Source organism: Priestia sp. SRI_019 (assembly GCF_057586255.1).
The window spans coordinates 1006411-1028880 of record NZ_JBYCZN010000001.1; the positions used below are offsets into that span (position 1 = coordinate 1006411).

General features: G+C 39.7%; 23 protein-coding genes. 19 read left to right on the plus strand and 4 right to left on the minus strand.

Going from position 1 to position 22470, the window contains the following annotated elements; all coding sequences use genetic code 11:
• The first annotated feature begins 46 nt into the window (after positions 1-46).
• The 8 genes from AC2YJL_RS05125 to AC2YJL_RS05160 all read left to right on the plus strand — a co-directional run bounded on the left by AC2YJL_RS05125 (position 47) and on the right by AC2YJL_RS05160 (position 7693).
• On the plus strand, positions 47-721 hold the full coding sequence (locus tag AC2YJL_RS05125) for a C40 family peptidase (RefSeq protein ID WP_251568484.1): 675 nt from the start codon (positions 47-49) through the stop codon (positions 719-721).
• Between the two features lie 261 nt (positions 722-982).
• Positions 983-1330 (plus strand): DUF2642 domain-containing protein, encoded by a 348-nt coding sequence (locus AC2YJL_RS05130; RefSeq protein WP_230933398.1) that lies wholly within the window; start codon positions 983-985, stop codon positions 1328-1330.
• An 18-nt stretch (positions 1331-1348) separates the two neighbouring features.
• Positions 1349-1549 carry a hypothetical protein gene (locus AC2YJL_RS05135; protein ID WP_230933397.1) on the plus strand — a complete coding sequence of 67 codons (201 nt, stop codon included), beginning with the start codon at positions 1349-1351 and terminating at the stop codon, positions 1547-1549.
• 2 nt (positions 1550-1551) lie between these two features.
• Positions 1552-3078, plus strand: a complete 1527-nt coding sequence (locus AC2YJL_RS05140) for a glycosyltransferase family 2 protein (protein WP_230933396.1) — start codon at positions 1552-1554, stop codon at positions 3076-3078.
• A complete protein-coding gene (locus tag AC2YJL_RS05145) occupies positions 3071-4294 on the plus strand; it encodes a nucleotide sugar dehydrogenase (protein ID WP_230933395.1) in 1224 nt (407 codons plus the stop codon). Before AC2YJL_RS05140 ends, AC2YJL_RS05145 begins: the two co-directional genes overlap by 8 nt.
• Before the next feature lie 43 nt (positions 4295-4337).
• Positions 4338-5759 carry a glycosyltransferase family 2 protein gene (locus tag AC2YJL_RS05150; protein ID WP_251568487.1) on the plus strand — a complete coding sequence of 474 codons (1422 nt, stop codon included), beginning with the start codon at positions 4338-4340 and terminating at the stop codon, positions 5757-5759.
• Positions 5760-5913: 154 nt separating this feature from the next.
• A complete protein-coding gene (locus AC2YJL_RS05155) occupies positions 5914-6309 on the plus strand; it encodes a DoxX family protein (protein ID WP_154992285.1) in 396 nt (131 codons plus the stop codon).
• Between the two features lie 169 nt (positions 6310-6478).
• Positions 6479-7693 (plus strand): cytochrome P450, encoded by a 1215-nt coding sequence (locus AC2YJL_RS05160; RefSeq protein WP_230933393.1) that lies wholly within the window; start codon positions 6479-6481, stop codon positions 7691-7693.
• A gap of 23 nt (positions 7694-7716) precedes the next feature.
• Here the strand turns inward: AC2YJL_RS05160 and AC2YJL_RS05165 are convergent, their stop codons facing one another.
• Positions 7717-8085, minus strand: a complete 369-nt coding sequence (locus AC2YJL_RS05165) for a winged helix-turn-helix transcriptional regulator (protein WP_013084552.1) — start codon at positions 8083-8085, stop codon at positions 7717-7719.
• 242 nt (positions 8086-8327) lie between these two features.
• On the opposite strand from AC2YJL_RS05165, the gene AC2YJL_RS05170 reads away from it, so the two are divergent.
• The 4 genes from AC2YJL_RS05170 to AC2YJL_RS05185 all read left to right on the plus strand — a co-directional run bounded on the left by AC2YJL_RS05170 (position 8328) and on the right by AC2YJL_RS05185 (position 12627).
• Positions 8328-8843 carry an enoyl-CoA hydratase/isomerase family protein gene (locus AC2YJL_RS05170; protein ID WP_050689912.1) on the plus strand — a complete coding sequence of 172 codons (516 nt, stop codon included), beginning with the start codon at positions 8328-8330 and terminating at the stop codon, positions 8841-8843.
• Between the two features lie 139 nt (positions 8844-8982).
• Positions 8983-9108 (plus strand): hypothetical protein, encoded by a 126-nt coding sequence (locus AC2YJL_RS05175; protein ID WP_264467362.1) that lies wholly within the window; start codon positions 8983-8985, stop codon positions 9106-9108.
• Between the two features lie 245 nt (positions 9109-9353).
• On the plus strand, positions 9354-11672 hold the full coding sequence (helD, locus tag AC2YJL_RS05180) for an RNA polymerase recycling motor HelD (RefSeq protein ID WP_230933392.1): 2319 nt from the start codon (positions 9354-9356) through the stop codon (positions 11670-11672).
• A gap of 364 nt (positions 11673-12036) precedes the next feature.
• Complete coding sequence (locus AC2YJL_RS05185; RefSeq protein ID WP_050689914.1) at positions 12037-12627, plus strand: CPBP family intramembrane glutamic endopeptidase; 591 nt, start codon at positions 12037-12039, stop codon at positions 12625-12627.
• A gap of 102 nt (positions 12628-12729) precedes the next feature.
• Here AC2YJL_RS05185 and comJ read toward each other — a convergent pair whose 3' ends face one another.
• Together comJ and AC2YJL_RS05195 are read right to left on the minus strand one after the other, a co-directional pair.
• Entirely contained in the window at positions 12730-13137 is a 408-nt protein-coding gene (comJ, locus tag AC2YJL_RS05190) for a competence protein ComJ (RefSeq protein ID WP_028411020.1), read from the minus strand.
• A 35-nt stretch (positions 13138-13172) separates the two neighbouring features.
• Entirely contained in the window at positions 13173-13547 is a 375-nt protein-coding gene (locus AC2YJL_RS05195; protein WP_487374723.1) for a NucA/NucB deoxyribonuclease domain-containing protein, read from the minus strand.
• Between the two features lie 445 nt (positions 13548-13992).
• On the opposite strand from AC2YJL_RS05195, the gene AC2YJL_RS05200 reads away from it, so the two are divergent.
• Positions 13993-14253: a metal-sensitive transcriptional regulator gene (locus AC2YJL_RS05200; protein WP_013058561.1), complete on the plus strand. Its 261-nt coding sequence runs from the start codon at positions 13993-13995 to the stop codon at positions 14251-14253.
• A gap of 156 nt (positions 14254-14409) precedes the next feature.
• Positions 14410-16359: an FUSC family protein gene (locus AC2YJL_RS05205; protein ID WP_251568488.1), complete on the plus strand. Its 1950-nt coding sequence runs from the start codon at positions 14410-14412 to the stop codon at positions 16357-16359.
• Positions 16360-16394: 35 nt separating this feature from the next.
• On the opposite strand, the gene AC2YJL_RS05210 is transcribed toward AC2YJL_RS05205, so the two are convergent.
• Positions 16395-17213 carry a squalene/phytoene synthase family protein gene (locus tag AC2YJL_RS05210; RefSeq protein ID WP_013058559.1) on the minus strand — a complete coding sequence of 273 codons (819 nt, stop codon included), beginning with the start codon at positions 17211-17213 and terminating at the stop codon, positions 16395-16397.
• Between the two features lie 325 nt (positions 17214-17538).
• Between AC2YJL_RS05210 and AC2YJL_RS05215 the strand changes: the two genes are divergently transcribed.
• From AC2YJL_RS05215 to AC2YJL_RS05235, 5 genes are all read left to right on the plus strand, one after another.
• On the plus strand, positions 17539-18210 hold the full coding sequence (locus AC2YJL_RS05215; protein WP_153255240.1) for a response regulator transcription factor: 672 nt from the start codon (positions 17539-17541) through the stop codon (positions 18208-18210).
• Between the two features lies 1 nt (position 18211).
• Complete coding sequence (locus tag AC2YJL_RS05220) at positions 18212-19246, plus strand: sensor histidine kinase (RefSeq protein WP_251568489.1); 1035 nt, start codon at positions 18212-18214, stop codon at positions 19244-19246.
• 87 nt (positions 19247-19333) lie between these two features.
• Complete coding sequence (locus AC2YJL_RS05225) at positions 19334-19690, plus strand: DUF1093 domain-containing protein (protein ID WP_050689920.1); 357 nt, start codon at positions 19334-19336, stop codon at positions 19688-19690.
• The gene (locus AC2YJL_RS05230) at positions 19687-20454 is read left to right on the plus strand and encodes an ABC transporter ATP-binding protein (RefSeq protein WP_028411027.1); all 768 of its coding nucleotides are present in this window, start codon (positions 19687-19689) and stop codon (positions 20452-20454) included. Before AC2YJL_RS05225 ends, AC2YJL_RS05230 begins: the two co-directional genes overlap by 4 nt.
• Entirely contained in the window at positions 20441-22351 is a 1911-nt protein-coding gene (locus AC2YJL_RS05235) for an ABC transporter permease (protein WP_251568490.1), read from the plus strand. The genes AC2YJL_RS05230 and AC2YJL_RS05235 overlap by 14 nt, the downstream gene beginning before the upstream one ends.
• Positions 22352-22470 lie beyond the last annotated feature (119 nt).

A 22470-nucleotide genomic window follows, 5' to 3' on the forward strand; every position in this document is an offset into this window, starting at 1 on the left:
GGTATGGTTGTACGGTGCTTAAAACATGATTCGGGGAGGAAACGAAATGAAAAAAATGCTATCGGCGCTTCTTGTAGGAGGAGCATTATTTGCAAGTCCGGCAATGGGACACGCTGCGTTTGGCGACACGGTTTTAAAACAAGGGATGACAAATGATGATGTTGAACAAGTTAAAACGGTGTTAAAAGATAAAGGATTTTTAAAAGGCGAAGTATCGCGTTATTTTAATTATGAAACAAAAAAAGCGGTTATGGCTTTTCAAGTGAAACATAATCTAGAGGCAGATGGAGTTGTTGGAGAGAATACATACAATGCATTAGGTAAAGGCGGCGTTGTAGAAGGCGAATCAGAAGTGAATACGGATAAAGTAATCAGCAAAGCAAAATCTTTAATGGGCACGCCGTACAAATGGGGTGGCACTACACCTTCAGGATTTGACTGCAGCGGATATCTTCAGTATGTATATAAAGAAAGCGTAGGCGTTGATATTCCAAGAACGGTTGAAGATATCTATAAAGCAGGTGAAAATGTAAGTGAACCGCAGATAGGAGATCTTGTGTTCTTTGAAACGTACAAAGAAGGCCCTTCTCATGCAGGTATTTATCTTGGAGACGGAAAATTTATTAACGCATCGTCTTCTAAAGGCGTTACAATTAGCGATAAAAATTCAAGCTATTGGAAAGAGCGCTATATAGGAGCAAAGCGTATTGCAGCCAACTGATTCTTCATTTAATAGATAAGAAAAGACAAAGCTTAGGAGCTTTGTCTTTTTTTTTTGTTTGGGTTTCAGTAGGTAGGAGGAAGTAGGAAGTAATCATATGCAAAACGGGCTGGTCATGTGCGTATTTGTATGGAAATATAATGAAAGTTCTGTCACCTTTCTGATAAAGCTTGTATATATTGATAAAGTAATCTCTTAGGTTACGTCAATGGTTATAGGTAATTTGAAGAGATAGCAGTATAAAAAGGAGGAACAAACTTTATGTTTTTTTGTTGTTACCGTCGCTATATAGAAAAGATAAAACGTCTGTTGTTTTCAAATCGATTTGCTGAATTTATTCAGGAAAACACAAAAAAAGCAGTAGAAGACGTTATTTATTCCGACACGTTCAAAGAATACGTAATAAGTATTATTAAAGAATCTCAAGAATCACCTTTTAAAGAAATTGCCGAGCAGTATATCGGAAAAGAAGTTTTGATTGAAACAACTGCTGGTCCACTAGAAGGTGTTGTAACATTTGTAGGAGATGATTATTTAGAATTAGTAGAGTCTCCAACATCAACGGTATTACTTCCATTTACAAGCATTGTTACTATTCAAGGCGCTTAAACGAAAGGAGAGAAAAGTATGTTTCAAGATACATTACGAGAAAATGTTGGCTCATTTGTGCAAGTCATCACAGCTATTGACGTTATTAATGGAACACTGCTTGCTGTTACGGACGCAGCGGCTGTTGTACGTACATCAAGCTCATATGGTGAGCCAACGGACGTAACCATTCCACTAGTAGCCATCACGTATGTTCGAATTTTCAGCGGAGTTGAGTGAGTTTGAAAGTATCAGTGATTATTCCAGCCTGTAACGAAGAAGATTCATTATTACCTGTGCTTAAAGAAGTTCAAAAAATAAAGCCGTTTGAGATTATTGTCGTAGTAAATGGATCTAGTGATGCAACTAAGGCAATAGCTGAGGATGCAGGCTGCCGCGTCATTTATTATGAGGAAGCTCTTGGCATAAATATCGGAAGAGCCATTGGGGCTAAAAAAGCAAAAGGAGACATTTTGCTTTTTTTGGACGGAGATATCGCGGTTCCTCATCAAGAGCTGATAAAATATACGCAAGCTATAGAAACCGGTCATGATATCGCTTTGAATAATCTTACGTGGATTATGAAACGAAAGGTGCGTCCTCATCCTGTTTCCATTGCGAAATACATGCTGAACTTATGCTTACAGCGTGAAGATTTATCTGTTCAAGCATTAACAGCTATTCCTCATGCTATCAAAAAAACATCAGCAGCTAAAATCGGGTACGAGAACTTAGCTCATCCGCCCCTAGCTCATACGATTGCTCTTTTAAAAGGAATGTCAATTGTTGCACCTTGTTCTTCAGACGTTATTTATACAAACAAGATTCGAAACACTCATAAAACCATTCCTACCAATTCCCCTTTTCCTATTTCCACTAACTATATCATTGGAGATCACATTAAAGCATTAGCTCATCTTATTGAAGAAAAAGGAATAAGAGGCGGACTAACAGACGGCAATCGAAACCGGGAAGTTGTTTCGGCTTATACACCGAATGTGAAACGGAAAACAGGCGTTAAATACAGCGCTGTTATTCCAGTAGGTGAAGAAAAAGAAACGATTGCAAGCGTGATCCAAGAAGTGCAAAAAGCCGGAGTGGAAGAAATCATTGTGGTTGCTAACGGAGCAGACGAAGTGACGGTTAAGCGAGCAATTGAAGCGGGTGCTACTGTTCTTCATTACAAGCAGCGGCTTGGGCATAACGTACCTCGAGCAATCGGTGCGATGTACAGCAGCGGTGAGATTTGCCTGTTCATAGATGGAGACATTGTGATTTCTGCGGAAGATTTACGTCGGTATTTAGAAGCTGCTGATCAAGGAATTGATGTAGCGCTTAATAATTTAGAGTGTCTGCTTGACGAAGTGCATCCTATTCACTCGGTAAGTACTGCCAAATATTTTCTGAACCTTGTCTGTAAACGTCCTGATTTAACAATTAATACAACGACGGCTATTCCCCATGCCATTAAACGAGATGTAATGGAGAAAGTGGGCTATGATTCTCTTATTATTCCCCCTTTATTTCAATTAAAAAGTATCATGTACGGCTTTACGGTTCAGGCCGTTCATTTTGTTGACGTGGCGCGGACAAATCGTATTCGAAAGGAGCACATGAAAGTCAAAGGTCTAGCAGCATCAACTCAGAGAATTCTAGGAGATTATGTAGAGGCCATGGCGTACTATATTAGCCAAACTAGTGAAAGAGGCGAATTTCTTCCGGACATACGAAGACATGATCTTTTGTTTGAGGTGTTGAAGAATGAATAAAAAAGTTGCCGTTATTGGTCTAGGGTATGTGGGACTGCCGCTTGCTCTTTTGTTTGCTAAGAAAAACTATACCGTGATTGGACTTGATATTGACGTCCGGAAAATTGAAGCGCTAAAACAAGGGAAAAGCTATATTCCAGATGTACGTAATGATGCGATTCAAAGCGAGAAAAACTTTCAAGCATATGAATTAAAAAAAGGTATTTCCGCATTTCAAGCATGCGATTATGTAGTGGTAACCGTGCCAACTCCTATTACAGAGAATCATAATCCAGACTTAGGGCCCGTTATTAGCGCATCTACATTTTTGAAAGAACATATGGTAAAAGGACAAACCGTTATTTATGAAAGCTCTACCTATCCAGGCACGCTTGAAGAAGTCGTTTTACCTATTTTAAAGGAGTCTGATTTGCAGGCGGGAGTTGATTTTTATTTAGCTTACTCTCCAGAGCGAGTCGATCCAGCAAACAAGTCATACGACATTGAGTATATTCCAAAAGTGATTAGCGGCTACAGCAAAGACTGCCTTTATCACGTGCAGACGTTTTATGAAAGTATTTTTCAGCAAGTCGTACCTGTTTCTTCTCCAAAAGTAGCGGAAATGTGCAAGCTGTTTGAAAACATTCAGCGCCTTGTCAATATTTCGTTGGTGAATGAAACAAATGAACTGTGCGAGGAATTAGGGATTGATTTTCATGAGGTCTTACAGGCGGCATCTACTAAGCCGTTTGGGTTCACACCGTATTATCCAGGCCCTGGAATTGGAGGACACTGCATACCCGTTGATCCGCTTTATTTTTTATGGAAACTAAAGCAAAATGGGTTAACAAGCGAACTTATTGAAGCTGCTCATCATATTAATGAAGAAATGCCAAATAAAGTAATTAGACGTGTTGAAAAGCAGCTCGCAGCAAATGAGAAACGCGTGTTTGTTGTAGGCATGGCGTATAAAAAAGACGTAAATGATATGCGTGAATCGCCGGCGCTCACGGTATGTGAAGGTCTTTTAGCAAAAGGATATGCGCTGACGTATCATGACCCTTACATTGACTCTGCTATATTAAATAAACAAACGTATTTTTCTGTCCCGCTGACAAAAGAAGAAGTTGAAAAAAGCGATGTTGTACTTGTGTTAACCGACCACAGTCAAATCGATTGGTCAGTTGTAAAATGTGCAAAGAAAGTTGTGGATACAAGAGGTATTTTAAATGAATGAAGCCGCTGAATTGTTCAGTGGTTCTTTTTTTAGGGGGATATCAATGAAAACTCTTTCTGTCGTTCTGCCCGTTTACAATGAGGAAGAAATGTTAAAAAACGTGCTCAAGCAAATTAAAAAAGTGAATGTGCTTGAGATTATTGTGGTCGCAAATGGCTGTACCGATGCTTCAGTGAAGATAGCGAAAGAAGAGGGGTGCACGGTAAAAGTAATAGAAAAGCGTATGTCTCCACATGAAGCGAGAATGGAAGGGGCAAAGACTGCCAAAGGAGATGCCGTCTTATTTGTAGACGGAGATATTATTCTTTCGGCTTCCGAGCTTGAGCGTTTTGTTCAGCCGCTGTTATTTGCACATAGCGACGTGGTGCTAAACAAATGGGGAAAAACGAAAATGAATGCTTTTAACCGCAGCGAGCTGGCGTGGAGCACGGTTTTGCATCATGCCATTGGGAAGCCTCATCATGCCAACGCTTATTTAAAAGCGCCTTACGGTGTACAGTTAAGTGTGTTGAAAAACTACTGGGAGCTGTCTCCTCTTTCATTATTTGTGACATTTTTAACACAGTACCGCGTAAGTATGTCTATGTCGATTGAAACACAGGGGAAAGGAAGCTTTCGTCCGTTTGATCGCCCGCTGCGCAGCAAAGAACGAATGCACTCCTATCAGCAGCTTCTTCAAACATACTATACGCAGGCGTCAAATCGTAAAAGGCGAGTGGATATGCTTGCGCAGCCCATTCCAGTTGTGGAGCACGGCTGGGGGAAATTATCTTCTTTTTACGGAGGCAAACAGCTGTCTGTTATTGTTCCAGTTTGCAACGAAGAACAAACAATCAAACAAGTGATTGCAGAAGCAAGAAAACTCGAGCCGTTAGAAATCATTGTCGTGATTAACGGTTCTACTGATCAGTCGGAGGCGTATGCTAAAGAACAGGGTGTCAAAACCCTCGTCTACGATGAGCGGTTAGGGCATGATTGCGGAAGAGCTGCGGGGGCCCTTGCAGCAACAGGAGATATACTTCTCTTTATAGACGGGGATTTTGTTCTTTCAGCTCAAGAGTTGTATCCGTTTGCTTCAGCGGTAGCGAGCGGCGTTGATGTAGCTTTAAACGTATGTGAAGATGAAGCGAAGCTCACGCATGTTGTGCAGGGGTGGAAGTACGTGTTAAATGAGACGGTAGGAAGAAAAGATTTATTAATGAGCTCGATGACAGCTGTTCCTCATGCTATAAGCAAAGAGTGTCTGCAAAAAATTGGAGCCGAATCTCTTGTGATACCGGCTTTTGCTCAAGTAAAAGCGATAATAGAAGATTTGCATGTGCAGGCCGTTCACCATGTTGACGTAAATAAATTCAATCGGTTTCGATATTCTGAGCACCTGCCATTGAAGAGCCATTCTCCTACGGCAGAACTTATTATTCACGACCATATTTTTGCTTTTCTCTCTTATCTTCAGCGTGACTGAGCATAGAGTATAACCTTATTTCCAAAAAAACGTTTAAAATGGGATAAAGAAATTTGCTGATATCTTGTTTTTCTGTTCTAACCCCTTGAATTTGTTCACAGTTGTAACTAAAATTGTTACATGTGCAGACAAAAGTAAAAAAGGAGGAAAAGAAATGAAAAGCTATCAGCTTGGAACGTTTTTACTTCGCCTTATGTTAGGGCTAACGTTTTTTATTCATGGTCTTGGCAAATTCCAAAGCGGTATTGATAATACGGTCGGTTTCTTCCACAGCATGGGCATTCCTGCGTTTTTCGCTTATGCGGTTGCGGTTATTGAATTCGTAGGGGGAGCCGCTATGATTCTTGGATTTCAAACGCGTTTAATCGGTGTCTTGTTTGCGATTGTGATGATTGGCGCTATTTTTACAGCGAAAAGCGGTGCTGGTTTTACAGGCGGCTATGAGCTCGAGGTTGCCCTTTTTGTCGTTTCGCTTCATATGATTCTAGCAGGAAGCGGCGCGTACGCGTTAGACAACCGATTACAAAAAACAGAAGAACATTATTCTTAAAAAGGTAGGCGCTATGCGCCTACCCTTTTTTGTAAAAAATATCCTTCTATCGATTCATTTTTACTAAAATATACAGCTATCATTTTTAAGAAAATTCGTATATATGGTACTATTTGGTCATAGATGACTACACAGTCATTCTATTTGAACGATACGGGGAGGTTTTAACATGAAAACCGAAAGAGAAAACGGAATTGTCCGTCAAGTGAATACAATTCAAACAAAAGAAGAACGCTTTAATCCCTTTTCATGGTATGAAGAGATGAGAAACAGCGCGCCTGTGCAATGGGATGAAGAAAGGCAGGTATGGGATGTTTTTCACTATGACGGGGTCAAAGAAGTGCTAGAACAAAAGAATATTTTTTCTTCTGATCGCAGACCTCCACAAAACCAAAGACAAACTGCTCTAGGAACGAGCCTAATTAATATTGATCCGCCCAAGCATGCTGAAATGAGAGCGCTTGTTAATAAAGCTTTTACGCCTAAAGCAATGAAAGCATGGGAGCCTAAAATTGCGCGTATTACAGCTGAATTATTACAAGAAGTGGAGCATCTTGAAGATATTGATATAGTCGAGCATCTGTCCTATCCGCTTCCGGTTATGGTAATTGCCGATATTTTAGGCGTGCCGATAGAAGATCAGCGTCAGTTTAAAGATTGGTCGGATATTATCGTAGCCGGTCCTTCTAATAATGAACGTGAAACGCTCGAAAAATTGCAGCAAGAAAAAATGAAAGCAAATGATGAGCTAGAAACTTACTTTTATCGAATCATTGAAGAAAAACGCACGTGTCCAGGAGATGATATTATCTCCGTGCTTCTTCAGGCAAAAGAAGAAGGGAAACAGCTAACGGATGAAGAAATCGTCGGTTTTTCTATTTTGCTGCTGATTGCAGGAAACGAAACAACCACAAATTTAATTTCAAATACGATTTATTGTTTAATGGAAGATAAAGCTTCTTTTGAACGACTCAAACGAGAGAAAGAACTTTTGCCTTCTGCGATTGAAGAAGTTCTTCGCTATCGTTCACCCGTTCAGGCTCTTCACCGAATCGTAAAAGAAGATGTGACTCTTGCAGGTCAGAAACTAAAAGCGGGTGAACACGTCGTTCCATGGATGGGATCTGCGCATCGAGACGCTCAGTATTTTGAAGACCCGAATGTATTTAAAATCGATCGAAAGCCAAATGTGCACATGGCATTTGGAAGAGGCATTCACTTTTGCTTAGGAGCACCGCTTGCTCGAATAGAAGCAAAAATTATGCTCGCTGAGCTGATTGACCGCTATCCGCAGATGGACTGGAGCCCGTCATTTGAGTTAAAGCCGATTGAAAGCACGTTTGTGTACGGGTTAAAAGAATTATTGATTCGTAAACATGTATAAAAAAAGCACGCTTTGCGTGCTTTTTACTCTTTCTCTGCTTGAATTCTCGCTTCAGCAATTTTATCCGTATGATCATATCCCCATTTAAACATCAGCTCGATAATAGGGATGAGCGTTTCTCCAAAGGGTGTTAAATAATATTCTACTTTAGGCGGAACTTGTTTATAGACTTCGCGGTGAATAATTCCGTCGCGCTCAAGTTCGCGAAGCTGCAGCGTGAGCATTCGCTGAGTTACGCCGGGAATGAGTCTGCGCAGTTCGTTAAAGCGACGGCGTTCCTTCGATAATTGATACAAAATGACGCTTTTCCATTTGCCTCCGACTACATCAACGGCTGCTTCCACAGGGCAAGAATAGCCGTGAGGCTCCCATTTTGTTAAGTCGTATTTCATAGTGATTACTCCTTTTATCAGTGAGTTCAGCTGCATTTGTGCTGTTTATACTATAGCACGTCTTATTCGATAAAAACATGCAAATGATTTATGGAATTATTGACGGAAAATTAAAAAAGTAATGGAAATAATTATGAGTTTGTTGTATGATGAAACTATGAAAATAACTTTTCTATTAAAAAGCGAAATATTTTGAAAGCGCTTTATTCATAAAGAACAACAGGGGAAAGGGCGGAGGAACGATGAAAAGATTTATCAAAGTAGAAAAAAGAAATCATGTGGCGGTTATACGAATGAATCAGTCGATGCTTAATCGTTTGAACAGTGAAGTTATGTATGAGCTGCAAGAAACGATGAATGAGCTGCAGCACGACGCGTCGGTTGGATCTATTGTATTTATGGGAGAGTACTATAAAATGAACGGAGATCATAGAACAACCTCTTTCCTACGTGAAGAAACAGGAAGGCTTTATCAGCCAATTCATGCAGTAACAGCTCGAGCGATTTTTCAGCGTATTTCATGCAGCTCCAAACAAACGATTGCGCTTCTTACAAACTTTACGTTTGGCGGAGGGTATGAGTTAGCTTTAGCATGCGACGTACGAATTGCGGAAGAACCTGTGCAGCTCAAGTTAACAAACGGCATGACCGTTAGTGCGCAAGAAGCGTGCAATATGGGCAAAGTACAGCACGTTGTGCAAAAAGGAAAAGGATTAGAATATTCACTTGCGCTGAACGCATTAGAAAAAGAAGCTTAAAAAACGCTTTCACTTTATTTTTATAAAGTGAAAGCGTTTTTATTTTATTTTGTTGATGAAAAGGTATTGAAAATTCTGAAAAAAGGAGTAGAATGATAACAAATCTACTTATTTTAAATAAGCAAAGGAGCTGGTATCAATGCCATTCATTTTTAAAGAAGCGGTAGTCGGATTGTTTACAGCGGCAGCAGCAGGTTTACTGGCGTTTCAAGGGGTAGAAGTGGTGTCAGCCATCATTCATATGCTAACTTTTTGGAAACAGTAATAGCTAATAAGTAGAGGAATGACCTATAAAGATAAGGGGCTTGAGACTTTCTCAGCCCTTTTTGTTGTGGAGTTCATTATTTTTCAGTATACTAACGGTGGAAATTAAGACATAATATGGTTACATAGCAGGGATTTACGAATTCAGTAGGGAAGTATGTAGACTCTGAAAAAAAATAAACAACGATCGCTTTTACCCGGTAACAAGTTTTGTTATCGGGTAACGTGTGTAAGGGGTGTGGATAAGTGAAAGACAAAAATTTAACAGAAGAACAGCAGCGAGTTGATTGGGTAGTAGAAGAAATCAGCCAAAAAGCTGAAAAAATAGGCCAAAGCGTAGGAAACGTAAAGGGCGAAATTGTCGATTTGCGAAGCACGTTTTGGGACGATGTCACGGTTAATATGGATGAGCCGGATGACGTGATTGAGACATTTACGAGTATTAAGCAGCAGGCAGAACTTTTAGCTGAACGTGAAATTACCCATAGACAAGCGTATGATCAATTAAAAACATTAAAAAAACTAACGCAATCCCCTTATTTTGGACGTTTTGATTTTATAGAAAATGGTGAAAAAGAAGCGGAAGCTATTTATGTGGGCGTGGGCTCTTTAATGGATCAAAAAGATGAAGAGTTTTTAATTTATGATTGGCGTGCGCCTATTTCGAGTCTGTATTATGATTATTCGCCTGGAAAAGCGCAGTATGAAACGCCAGGTGAAGCGATTAAAGGCGAGATGAAGCTAAAGCGTCAGTTTATTATCGAAAATAGCGTAATTAAAAGCATGTTTGATACAGGGATTACCATTCGAGACGAGCTGCTTCAAGAAGTGCTCGGACACAATGCAAGCAGTCAAATGAAAAGTATTGTAGCGACCATTCAAAAAGAACAAAACCAAATTATTCGAAATGAAAAAAATAAAGTGCTGATCGTTCAAGGGGTAGCAGGGAGCGGTAAAACGTCTGCGGCTCTTCAGCGCGTGGCTTATCTTCTCTATCATCACCGAAAGCAGCTGACTGCAGAAAACATGATGCTGTTTTCACCAAATCCGCTTTTTAACAGCTACGTCTCAACCGTTCTTCCGGAGCTTGGAGAAGACAATATGAAACAAACAACGTTTCAGCAATATGCCGATGGCCGGTTAGGAAACGAGTTTGAAGTGGAGGACTTGTTCGTTCAAATCGAATATTTGCTAACGGAAAAAGATGCTGCGGCAAAAAAACAAAAAATGCAGGAAATTCGCTACAAAGCAAGCCGTGAATTTAAAAAGCAGGTAGATGCGTATATTGAAGAACTGTCTACTAAAGACATCATTTTTAAAAATATTAAGTTTCGCGGCGAAATCGTGTTATCTGCTCGGCGTTTGCTGTCTTATTTCTATTCGCTTGATACGGGAATTTCCATTCCTAACAGGATGCAGCTCGTAGCCGAGTGGGCGCTTAAGCTCATCAACCAGCTTGAAAAACTGGAGCGTAAAAAAGATTGGGTTCAAGAAGAAATTCAGCTTTTAGAAAAAGAAGATTATGTGGAGGCCTATCAGCACCTGCAGAAAAAGGAAGGCTATACGGAAAGCTCATTTGATGATTTCGACCGGGAACAAGCGTATTTAGCTAAAGCGGTTGTAGCTAAGAAAATAAAATTTATTAAGCAGGCCATCAAGCAGCTTAAATTTATCGACATTCGCCGTATCTATATGCAGCTGTTTGAAAGAAATCACCTTTTTTCCTACGTGGAGGGATGGGAAGACACTGCTAAAAACACGGTGCACAGAGTCATGAACATGAAACTGTCTTATGAAGACGTAACGCCTTACTTATATATAAAAGATCAAATTGAAGGGCGCAAAGCCAATCCTGTCATTCGCTATTTGTTTATTGATGAAGCACAGGACTATTCACCGTTTCAGCTGGCGTTTTTAAAAGAGCTGTTTCCGCATGCCAGAATGACGCTGCTTGGAGACTTGAATCAAGCGATCTATGCGCACGCCTTGAACGCACCGACCATTCTTTCAAGCGAACTGTACGAAGAGAAAGAAGCAGAAACGCTGACTCTTACGAGAAGCTACCGATCAACACGTCAAATTGTCGAGTTTTCAAGGGATATGGTAGCAAACGGTCATTTAATCGAGCCGTTTAATCGAGACGGTGCGAAGCCAACCGTTACGGCTGCAGATAACGTCCAAGACCTGCATGAGGCGATCATAGACAAAATTAATAAATTGAAGGAACAAAACTATAAAACAATCGCTGTGATTGCCAAAACTGCTGAAGAAAGCCGAGAAGCATTCCAAGCACTGCCTGCTTCGATGTCTGCAAGGCTGCTGACAAAAGAAACAAGTTCATTTGAAAAAGGCATGCTTGTCCTGCCTGCTTACTTAGCAAAAGGAATTGAATTTGATGCCGTCATCATTTACAATGCGTCGAGTGAATGTTACCAAGATGAATACGAGCGTAATTTATTTTATACAGGATGCACAAGAGCGATGCATGAGCTGCACTTGTTCTCACTTGGTGAAATCAGCCCGTTTATATCAAATAAAGAAACTTATGAATACCATGGTAAATAAACAGAGAACGGTCAGTATCTTGAGTGTTTGAAATAGTAGACGGAAAATCAAGGGTGAAATCGCAAAGGTTTTACCCTCGATTTTTTATTTTCATTGCTTAAATAAAAATTGTTTGGTCAAAGTCTAGTTACCATAAAGCGAATCAGAAGGACAGTGAAAGGAGGAGTTTTATATCCAATATTTACGAATAAATGTATTACTCGTCCTTATAATAAGTTTATTTTTCTCGGGTATTATTCTTTTTTCTTATAAGTTATTTGCTTGGGGAATGTTGCTCATCATAGGTCTACTTTTTATCTATGCTTTAACCTCTAAATATCGTTCAACGGTTTCTCTCTTTCTATTCTTTTTAGTAGGAATATGTATGTTTCAAGTAGGAAGCAATTATTTCATTGAATGGGATCTATCTAAAAAGATGAACATCATTGTAAACAGAGTTTTACTTCTGTTTATCATAGGTGGACTATTGCTTTCCATTTTGTTGTCCAAACAAAAGGTATTTCTTTTTGCATCGTTACCAGACTGGCAGAAACGTATAGTGATGCCATATCATTCGATTAAGCTAACGTATTTTTTACTGTTTGGTCTAATTGGGTCGGCTACAATCTTTGTACCGTTACTGTTCGTTGAAGATATAAGCTATACAAAATCATTCGTCATATACGGTATAGTATTCTCCGTTATAAACGCTATTTTAGAAGAGTTGCTTTGGAGAGGGATCATGTTATCTCATTTAAAAAGTAATCTATCGACTTTTTACGCTGTTTTCATTACGAGTATTGGATTCGGTCTTTTGCATATATCAATAGGAATTCCTGTAATCATGAGTTTACTTTTTTCTTTTGGTGGACTTTTCTATGCATTTGTCGTTTTAAAGACGAAAAGCATATACCCAGCCATAGTTTTTCATTTTATTATTAATTTAGGTATGGTCTTTAATGGATGGATATTTTAGCATCTTGCACCAAAAAGCTCAGAGCTATATATCGCTCTGAGCTTTTTATGAGTTATTACTGTTGTATATTGCCTGAAATGTTTACAGTAGGCCGCCTTCTTTTCATTGACTTTCAAAATGCAGCAAATACTTTACTAAATAGAGGCCTGAGTTTGTTTTTTCTTGAAGAGGAATGGTCAGGCATGTGACGTAATAATACCCGTTTGGAATATCATAGCTTAAGGTTTCAGATAGGACACTTTTGATTTCAATCCCATCGCTTTCAACATGAAAAGGAAGGCGAGTGGTCTTTTCAGCCCGTGATGCGTCTGGAGTTTCGTTTACCCACACTTCAATAATGGCTTTTGTGTTGGATACTGCTTCAAATGAAATAGCTTTATCGTCTGCGACATATCCTTTTTGAATATCTTCATCACTCCAGTCGTGATGGGGCTTTGGCTGTCCTTTTTGAAATAGCGTAAACTGATGATAAGACATGGTTAGCTCTTGTTCTTTCCATTTTGTTTTCATGATTTCACCTCTTCAAAATAAAGCTTGTTCTGCTATTATTGCACGATAAATTGTACGCGTGTACCATCTGGATACTGTTCTAACTGATTTCCAACCCATGAGCTGGCTCCGCGGTTATCAGAAGGTGAAATATAGCGAATGTCAGCTCCTGCTCCGCCTTCTTCGCACATAGCCATTGGCCATTCATCACGGTCATAACCTGTTTTTGTCGGATATCCTTTCAGGGATTCTTCTCGGTTCGCTTCAGCACCGTCGCGATCAATTGTGCAAACGGAAGAGTGCTCAGCGGCAATTGCGTCACGAATATGATCACCCGTTTCAGGATATCGGTCTAACGGAAAATAAAGCGTCGCATCATAGTTTACTTCAGCTTCCGTTTTTTCAGGAGCTAAAAAAGCCGCATGTCCCATAAACCCTAAAATACATGCCATGATAATGAATAGACTTGCCATTAATTTTTTCCCGTATGTAGCCATCTCAAACCTCCAGTGTAAGTCGTTTTTACAGCTTAACTATACTCTCAGATTGCTAAGTTTAGATTACAGGACAATAAATACGGTGTAAACAAGTATTAACATTTATGTAAAAATGATCTTTTTGTCTTATCTGTAAGGAGTAAAAAAGCTGCGTAATATTCCGGGAATTATACTTTTTATTGTGAACCTGCTTATCAGTCAGGTTAAATGCAGTGTGAAGAGGTAGGTAACGAAAAGAAATCTCAGCAGTGAAAAAAAGAGTCAACTTCCTTTACTTGACATTATACCCTAATAGGTATAAAGTTGTGTATACATTTACTTCTTGCGTACAGCTTAAAAGCAAGAAACGCAATCATGCATGAGCGGAGGTAGTAGTATGATGGAATATGATAAGCAAGTTAAAAATCGTTTGAAACGTATTGAAGGTCAGTTAAAAGGTGTCTTAAATATGATGGAACAAGGAAAAGACTGCCGTGACATTGTGACACAGCTCTCAGCAGCGAGAAGCGCAATTGATCGCACGATGGGTGTTATTGTTAGCACCAATCTTGAACAATGCGTAAGAGAAAGCATTGAAAAAGGCGAGAATACGGAAAACTTAGTAAAAGAAGCAGTAGAGCTGTTAGTAAAAAGCAGATGAGACATTCGTTTCATCTGCTTTTTGTTTTCACTGTACGCTGCTCATAAGGATAAAAACCGCTGTTCCTAAACACAATACGGATAGGAACAGCGGTTTTTTAGGTTTATCTCGTTTTAAGAACAGGAAAGATATATGGAGAGAAAGGAGGAGGTCAAGATGAGTGATGACAAAAAGTCACCAACATATAACCATACGGAAATTCATCATAAAATTGAGGCTTCTCCAAAAGCGCCGGGAATCAAAGCTGCTTTTCGCTTTAACCACGCTTCTTCTCCGTGGGTAAGAGGAATCAGCTCAGGCTTGTCTTCAAGTTTGCCGATTTTAATAGGAATTTTGTTTGATCATTTGCAGTACGGACTCATTGCAAGTATTGGAGGCTTTACATATTTATATACAAAAGATGAGCCTTATGCGCAGCGTGCCGTTAAGTTATTTTTAGCTTTGCTTGGCGTTACGCTCTGTTTCACACTCGGCTCATTATTTGCTGACGTAGCTTGGATCAAAACTATTTTATTTGGTGTGATTGGAGCTGTATCAGTTTATATCTTTGGTGCATTAAAAATTCCGGGGCCTTCAGCCATGTTTTTTGTTCTGTCATTTGCGGTGAGCACAAGCATTCCAGCTCCGAATTTGCAGTCCGTGTTTTTGCATGCAGGACTCGTTTTTTTAGGGGGAGCACTATCTTGGTGTATTAGCATGAGCGGCTGGCTTATTAACCCGCGCGGACCTGAAACTGCCGCTGTGGCGAAAGCGTACAGGCAGCTAGCTTCATTTGTCGGGTCTCTTGGTACGGAATCGTTTCACGCCGAGCAGCATAAAACGGTTGTAGAGCTTCGAGCAGCGGAAACGGCGATGAAACAAGCGAAAATTAATCGAAAAAAATCATCGTTTGCGCATCGCCTGTTTTTATTAAATCAAAAAGCCGAAGGGCTGTTTATCTTTGTAATGGCCGCTGCGAATGATTTTAATCCGGCTGTTTCTAAAAAAGCACAAGCGGTGATTGAAACGTTCGCATCTGAAATGGCCACGTTAAAAAAACATAAAAAAATTCGAGACGTGCGTGAAGAAATTGAAGAGCTGTCCATCAAAGAAGAGCTGCGCACATTGCTATTGGATGTAAATGACGTTCTTCAAATGAAGGAATTAAAAGAAACGGAGTATATTCAATTTTCACAAGGCAGTGTAAAAACACGGTTAAAAGCTGCTTTTCACAAACGTTCGTATGTGCTTAAAAATGCTTTGCGCTATGGAATTATTATGATCATCGCAGCAGCCGTTGCCTATACGACAAATATTCCAAGGTCTTACTGGATTCCCCTCACATGTGCCGGAGTGATGCTTGGCGCAACCGTTCGTGCAACGGTTCAGCGAGGTATTCAACGCTCTGTCGGAACCATTTTAGGTATTTTAATTGGAACCGGGATTCTCATGCTTGAACCAACGGGAATCGTCATTGCGCTCATTGTCTTTGTGCTTCAGTCAACGATTGAAATTGTGATTGTTAAAAACTACGCGCTCGGCACGCTTTTTATCACACCGAATGCTCTTTTAATTGCTGAAAGCGGTCATCCGGACAAAGCGATTAGCTACTTTACGTCCGCTCGGGTGATTGATATTGTTATTGGTTCTGTTATTGGAGTGGTCGGTACGGTATTAGTTTTTAAACGAGCTTCTTCGCTTCGTTTGCCTTATTTGCTTGGAGATGTGATACGAAAAGAAGGACAATTTTTAGAAATGCTAAGCACCGAACAAGATGAAGAAAGAATTAAACAAGAAAGAAATAAGCTTCAAGGGGAACTCGTTAATCTTCGGGCGCTGTACGATAATGTGATTGGAGAATATTCTAAAACGGCCGTCAAGCTTGAAGGACTGTGGCCGGCAGTTGTCGCTACCCAGCAGTTAGGTTATATGCTTCTTGCGTCGTATGAAGGATATAAGCTGTCAGAAACGGAGAAACGAGAGCTTAAGGAAACGTTTGCTCAGCTAGCTGCAGCAGCTGAGCAAAAACGAGCGCCAAAGCTTTCAAGTGTTCCGACCCTGAAACACTACCCAATTATTCAAGGAGAAATAGTCGCTTTATATGAAAGTCTGCAGGTGGAAATATAAAAAGCACGGAACCCTGGGGCTCCGTGCTTTTGTTTTTACATATCAACAACTTCATTTACCGTTTTATTTACATCGTCACGCGTCATTTTTTCTTTTCCTTTCATCAATGCGTTTAATGTTCCATCAGCAAGCGCTAACGGAATTTTACAGAAATGAAGGATCGGAAGCGATTTAACATCTTCTAGATATTTCTTTCCTAGTGAAAGATTGCGGCGAGCGTAGGCAAACATATCTTCTCTGCTCCAATTGTTAGGAAAGAAGCTGACTCCGCGCTCTGAATCTTCCGAGGTATTACGCAGGATATTAACAGACTGCAAGCCGCGTCCAAACGCAATAGCTAATTCTTTGTCTGTTTCCGTGCCGTCATACCATTTCCAAATGTCATTAAGCATCACACCTACTAGACCAGCTACGTAGAACGTATAGTCATCTAAATCCGCTTCATTTTGAATATGCCAGTCTTTTTCTACCCAATCGGCCATTCCTTTGGCCATAATAGAAGTTGCATCTAATACTTGATCTGCAACTCCAGTCGGACAAAGCGCAATCCAGTTGCCGAGCTGAAGCGTTACGTCAGGTAAATCAGCTTGATAAGGACCTACTAATGCCATGTACTCGTCTTCGTTAAAAGACTTTTTTAACAGGTCACTAATGGCGTAAAGCAAGCGGCTTTTTACACCGGCTTCTAGCTCAGGGTGATCTTCAATTTCATCAATTGCCCTCATACATAAGTAAGCAGATCCTACTGCATCCTGCAATTCTGCCGGCAAGTGGCTAATTGGAATAAAAAATGTTCGGCTTGTCTCTTTTAACATCACCATTGCGTTGTCGCGTAATTTGTTGGGTACACTCATTGATAACTAGCTCCTTTTTACATATCCACATGTCAAATTAGTTTAAGTTTTCATCTTATATACTATAGTAACAAAAAATGAGCACTTAATGGAGTTTAAAGATTACTTATTAACGATATTGTCATTATTTTGTAGTATTTAAACAGAGAAACTTGTAACATATACAAGTTTACACTACGATAATACTCGTTCATTCTTCGTTTTACAGAAATAAATGGTTTATTTTTAAGAAAATTGCTGTCATGCTAATGAATTAGATGAGCTTTTAAGAAAATACTCAACGGCCGGGTATACATAATATATAGGAGAATATAGAGGTGAATGTATGAAAATTTTAATTGTAGAAGACGATGGTAAAATATATGAATTAGTAAAAGAGAAATTTGAACAGTGGTCATTTGAAGTGGCTGGAGTAGAAGATTTTCAAAAAGTAATGGAAGTATTTATTGCAGAAAGCCCAGAGCTGGTCATTTTAGACGTGAATTTGCCTGTATATGACGGGTTTTACTGGTGTCAGCAAATACGTACGGTTTCAAAAGCTCCTATCGTCTTTCTTTCCTCTCGTGAACACCCGATGGATATTGTTATGGCAATGAATGTTGGCGCGGATGACTATATTCAAAAGCCGTTTAACTTAGATGTTCTTGTTGCTAAAGTGCAGGCGCTTCTGCGCAGAACGTATTCATATGGAGACACGATTTCAGATGTTATCGAGTGGAACGGCGCGGTACTGGACTTAAAAAAAGGAAGTTTGCATTACAACGATCAAGAAATTCATTTAACGAAAAATGAATTTTTTATTTTACGGCTTCTTTTGGAAGAACGAGGCAAGATTGTATCGCGAGAAGAGCTTATGCGAAGGTTATGGGAAGATGAGAAATTTGTAAGTGACAATACGCTTTCTGTCAACATCACACGCATTCGCACCAAGCTGGAAGAAATCGGGCTGAATGATAAAATTGTGACTAAAAAAGGCCAAGGATATTTGGTGAATTAAGATGTGGAAAAGTTTTTTAAGAGAAAGACTAAGCTGGATTTTATTTGTTCTTATATGGTTGAGTGTAATCGATGCTCTGCTGCTGCTTGAGTATGATATTAAGGTGTCGTCCACTTCGTTTTGGTATTTAAATCTATTAACGCTGTGCCTGCTGATTCTGTTTCTTTTATGGAGAGGAATAAAAGAAAGAAGATTTCTAAAAAAGTTGAGCTTAATGCTGCGGAATGATGCGTACGATTTACAAGAAATGCATTCATACGTTCGAACAAAAGCAGATGAAGACATGCTGAGTTTGCTGCAGCATATAGATAGTGTGTATCGCAGACAAACTCATGCTCTTCACGTACAGCAGCGAGAGCAGCAGGAATATGTGACGACTTGGGTTCATGAGATCAAGACGCCGCTTACTGCGATGAAGCTGCTTATTAATGCTCATCGTACAGAGCTTTATAAATGGCCTTGGCTAAAGGATATTGAAGATGAGTGGATGAAAATTGACGGGTTAGTAGATCAGAATTTATATTCCGCACGCCTGCAGTACTTAGAAAAAGATTATCAGGTGCAGGCAGTGTCGCTAAGTGAACTTGTTTTTCCAAACGTTGCGTATTTCTCAAAATGGTGTATTGAAAAGAAGCTGGATATTGATGAAAAAAATCTAGACATACTGGTACACACTGATTCAAAGTGGATGCAGTTTGTTGTGAGGCAAGTGCTGTCTAACGCCATTAAATATAGTCCTCTAGAAGGAAAGCTTTCTTTTTTTAGTGAAGAAACTCCAAAGTACGTAAAGCTATTTATCGCTGACCAAGGAAAAGGGATTCCAACTCAAGATCTTCCCCGGGTTTTTGAAAAAGGATTCACAGGAAATGCGGGAAGAAAAACGAAGGGAGCTACGGGGCTAGGGCTGTATTTTTCAAAAAAAATTACAGATGCTCTTGGCCATCGAATAGAAGTGAATTCACTTTTACACGAAGGCACCACGGTGATCCTGACCTTCTACAAACCGAATTCTTTTGATAACCTTTCAAAAATGTAAGATTGCACGCTGAGATTGTCATCTGCTTCAAACGAATCTTTCCTTGTTTCAAAGTAAGATAGAGCTATACACAAGGAGGGAACGTACATGAAGCGAAAGTGGATTAGCCTCCTAGCTCTGCTTTTGGTTGTAGGAGCAGGTATAGGAGGAATAAAGATTTATCAAAAAGCCGCAACGGAGCATCAATACGGGATTATCCCAAAAGAAGCAAAAAAAGTGGATGAGTATGGACGAGTTCAATATACCATTTCAGTGATAAACGAAAAAGGACAAACAACGTTTCAAACATTTACAACGATTAAACAGTTAAAAGAAGGAACGGTTATTGACCTTTTTGTTCGAGGCAATGAAGTTCGGAAATATGACATTATAACAAAGAATGAGCTGCCACAGCGAGTGAAAAGCGTGTGGCCTACAAAAGAACGAAAGGAGGAGGAAAAGTGAGCGTTGTTCTTGAAGGGAAAAATGTAACCAAAACGTTTGGATCAAGAGGAAATGTATACGAAGCGCTGAAAGGCATTGATTTTACAATCGAAGAAGGAGAGTTTGTCGGTATTATGGGACCATCTGGAGCGGGAAAAACGACGCTGATGAACATTCTTTCAACGATTGACCGTCCTACCGACGGCGAGATATGGATTCAAGGAGAAAACGTGGCGCTCATGAAAGATAAGAAGCTGTCTGCTTTCAGACGCAATCATTTAGGGTTTATTTTTCAAGATTATAATTTATTGGATACGTTAACGGTAAAAGAAAATATTCTTCTGCCGCTTACGGTTACAAAAATGTCTAAGAAAGAGATGGAAGCGAAGCTTAAAGACACCGCAACGCGACTAGGCATTTATGAGCTGGCGGATAAGTATCCGTATGAGATTTCTGGCGGACAAAAACAGCGCGTTGCAGCAGCGAGAGCAATGATTACGAATCCAGCTGTTATTTTCGCCGATGAACCTACCGGAGCTCTTGATTCAAAAGCTGCTTCAAGCCTGCTTGAAAAGCTGTCGCAATTAAATCAAGAAGACCGTGCCACGATTATTATGGTGACGCATGATCCGCTGGCTTCAAGCTACTGCAGCCGCGTGCTGTTTATTAAAGACGGACAAATTTACACGGAGCTGTTTAAAGGCGAACAAACGAGACAAGCTTTTTTTAAACGAATTATGAACATTCAAGGCGCATTAGGCGGTGAAGGCTATGACCGTATTTGATCTTGTTAAAAAGAATATGCGCAAAAATATTAGCCGGTACAGCCTTTATTTCTTTTCAATGATTTTTAGTATTGTTGTGTACTATGTGTTTGCTACGCTTCAGTACGACCAATCGATTTCAAAGGTTATTGGAGAAGAGCTGAGGCTGCAGGGCATTTTTAATGCTTCAAACTACGTTCTGCTTACCTTTATTGTTGTCTTTATTTGGTACACAAACTCATTTTTTATCAGGCAGCGTAAGAGAGAGCTCGGGCTGTATCATTTAGTTGGTATTGAAAAGCGTACGATTGGGAAAATGATTTTCTATGAGAATATGCTGCTGGGGATTGCTTCTTTGGTGGTCGGTATTTTACTAGGTACCGTGTTTTCAAGGCTGTTTGTGCTGTTTTTACTAAAGCTTATGGGACTGTCGTTTTCTATTACGCTCACATTTTCTCTTCAAGCTGTTTTAAAAACAGCCGTAGTGTTTTTGATTGTTACCATTTTTATATCGTTTCAAGGCTATTTTATTATGTACCGCTATACGCTATTAGATCTGTTTCAAGCAGAAAGCAAAAGTGAACGCGTAAATAAAATGAATTCGAAACGCTCAATTGCAGTGGGAGGACTGGGTATCTTACTCGTTGGCTATGGGTACTACCTTTCATCGGGAAACATTGTGACGCCTGAGTTTTTTCTAATTGTAGTCGTTGTGCTTTTCTCGGTCATTTTCGGTACATTTTTACTTTTTAAAGCCACAATTGAGTGGCTGATGGGACTTTACCGAGAGCATGCAAGCCGATATTATTCGTTTGCAAATATGCTAAGCGTTTCTACCATGATGTATCGAATTAAAGCAAATGCACGAGTCTTAACATTAATTACAATCTTGTCGGCTACTACACTTGTAGCAGTTGGTGTGACGTACTCCTCGTACTATAACACAAAAGCCGACGCCAGAAGCATGCAGCCTTATGACTATACGCTGCACAGCAAAAAAGCAGCGCAAGAATTTATGAATGTACTGGATGAGCTAGATATCCAATCAAATCGATATGTCTATCATATCGTGAAGCACTCTGCTGATTTATCGGATTTTCGATTTATTACATCGGGCTACTATAAAGATAGGGAACAAATCAGCTTTTTAGATGAAGAAGAAGTGCGGAAAAATGGCGTTTCGGTTCCTGCGCTAAGCGCAAACGAAACCGTTATTTTTGATTCAATGGCAAAAGGAAAAGTGTTTAAGCCTAGTACAGGTAAAACCGCAGCTGTGCAGCTGAACAAATCAGAACAGCTTGCTTTAAAAGTCGTTAAATCAGAACCTTCACTTATTCTTGACTCTGACAGTGCCGGCTATCAGTTTGTAGTCAACCACGATACATTTAACAAACTTTCAAAGGCTGGACAAAAGCAAGCGGTGTACGTATTTAATACCGATGATGGAAATAAACAAAATGAACTTGCTAAGAACTATCATCAAATCGCAAAAGAAGCTGGCGAAAGCCGTACTTCATACTATGATGTGTTTCAGGCAGGCTTAATGAGTAAAGGATTGTTTATTTTTATTGGAGGGTTTTTAGGGCTTGTCTTTTTGATGGCAACGGGCAGTATTATTTATTTTAAACAAATCTCTGAAGCGGAACAAGAGCGCAAAAGATTTGAAGTTCTGCGTAAACTTGGGTTTTCAGTGTCTCAAATGATGAGTGCCGTTCGAAAGCAGCAGCTGTTTACGTTTGGTTTGCCTTTAGTAATTGGCATCTTGCACAGTCTATTTGCGCTGAAGGTCATTACGAATCTAACCGGTGAAAGTCTGATAGTCCCTGTTTTAATAGCGGATGCAGTATACGGGATTATTTATTTCTTTTTCTACTGGCTGACAATGAATTACTACCGAATGGTAATAAAGCGACTGTAAAGAAAAGACTGTTTCGATCAAAGAAACAGTCTTTTTTTGTTGGGAAATAAAAGGTATGGAGTAATGAAACCCTGAATATAAAAAAAGGGTATATAAAAAGTAGAGAGTTGTATTGGAGG

Excerpts from the sequence above, each read along its gene's own strand:
- AC2YJL_RS05160 (WP_230933393.1), top strand. The coding sequence starts at position 6,479 with ATGAAAACCGAAAGAGAAAACGGAATTGTCCGTCAAGTGAATACAATT.
- AC2YJL_RS05130 (WP_230933398.1), top strand. The coding sequence starts at position 983 with ATGTTTTTTTGTTGTTACCGTCGCTATATAGAAAAGATAAAACGTCTG.
- AC2YJL_RS05155 (WP_154992285.1), top strand. The coding sequence starts at position 5,914 with ATGAAAAGCTATCAGCTTGGAACGTTTTTACTTCGCCTTATGTTAGGG.
- AC2YJL_RS05220 (WP_251568489.1), top strand. The coding sequence starts at position 18,212 with ATGTGGAAAAGTTTTTTAAGAGAAAGACTAAGCTGGATTTTATTTGTT.
- AC2YJL_RS05225 (WP_050689920.1), top strand. The coding sequence starts at position 19,334 with ATGAAGCGAAAGTGGATTAGCCTCCTAGCTCTGCTTTTGGTTGTAGGA.
- AC2YJL_RS05200 (WP_013058561.1), top strand. The coding sequence starts at position 13,993 with ATGGAATATGATAAGCAAGTTAAAAATCGTTTGAAACGTATTGAAGGT.
- AC2YJL_RS05170 (WP_050689912.1), top strand. The coding sequence starts at position 8,328 with ATGAAAAGATTTATCAAAGTAGAAAAAAGAAATCATGTGGCGGTTATA.
- comJ (WP_028411020.1), bottom strand. The coding sequence starts at position 13,137 with ATGAAAACAAAATGGAAAGAACAAGAGCTAACCATGTCTTATCATCAG.
- AC2YJL_RS05185 (WP_050689914.1), top strand. The coding sequence starts at position 12,037 with ATGTTTCAAGTAGGAAGCAATTATTTCATTGAATGGGATCTATCTAAA.
- AC2YJL_RS05195 (WP_487374723.1), bottom strand. The coding sequence starts at position 13,547 with ATGGGACATGCGGCTTTTTTAGCTCCTGAAAAAACGGAAGCTGAAGTA.
- AC2YJL_RS05165 (WP_013084552.1), bottom strand. The coding sequence starts at position 8,085 with ATGAAATACGACTTAACAAAATGGGAGCCTCACGGCTATTCTTGCCCT.
- AC2YJL_RS05135 (WP_230933397.1), top strand. The coding sequence starts at position 1,349 with ATGTTTCAAGATACATTACGAGAAAATGTTGGCTCATTTGTGCAAGTC.
- AC2YJL_RS05150 (WP_251568487.1), top strand. The coding sequence starts at position 4,338 with ATGAAAACTCTTTCTGTCGTTCTGCCCGTTTACAATGAGGAAGAAATG.
- AC2YJL_RS05125 (WP_251568484.1), top strand. The coding sequence starts at position 47 with ATGAAAAAAATGCTATCGGCGCTTCTTGTAGGAGGAGCATTATTTGCA.
- AC2YJL_RS05215 (WP_153255240.1), top strand. The coding sequence starts at position 17,539 with ATGAAAATTTTAATTGTAGAAGACGATGGTAAAATATATGAATTAGTA.
- AC2YJL_RS05235 (WP_251568490.1), top strand. The coding sequence starts at position 20,441 with ATGACCGTATTTGATCTTGTTAAAAAGAATATGCGCAAAAATATTAGC.
- AC2YJL_RS05205 (WP_251568488.1), top strand. The coding sequence starts at position 14,410 with ATGAGTGATGACAAAAAGTCACCAACATATAACCATACGGAAATTCAT.
- AC2YJL_RS05175 (WP_264467362.1), top strand. The coding sequence starts at position 8,983 with ATGCCATTCATTTTTAAAGAAGCGGTAGTCGGATTGTTTACAGCGGCA.
- AC2YJL_RS05145 (WP_230933395.1), top strand. The coding sequence starts at position 3,071 with ATGAATAAAAAAGTTGCCGTTATTGGTCTAGGGTATGTGGGACTGCCG.
- AC2YJL_RS05210 (WP_013058559.1), bottom strand. The coding sequence starts at position 17,213 with ATGAGTGTACCCAACAAATTACGCGACAACGCAATGGTGATGTTAAAA.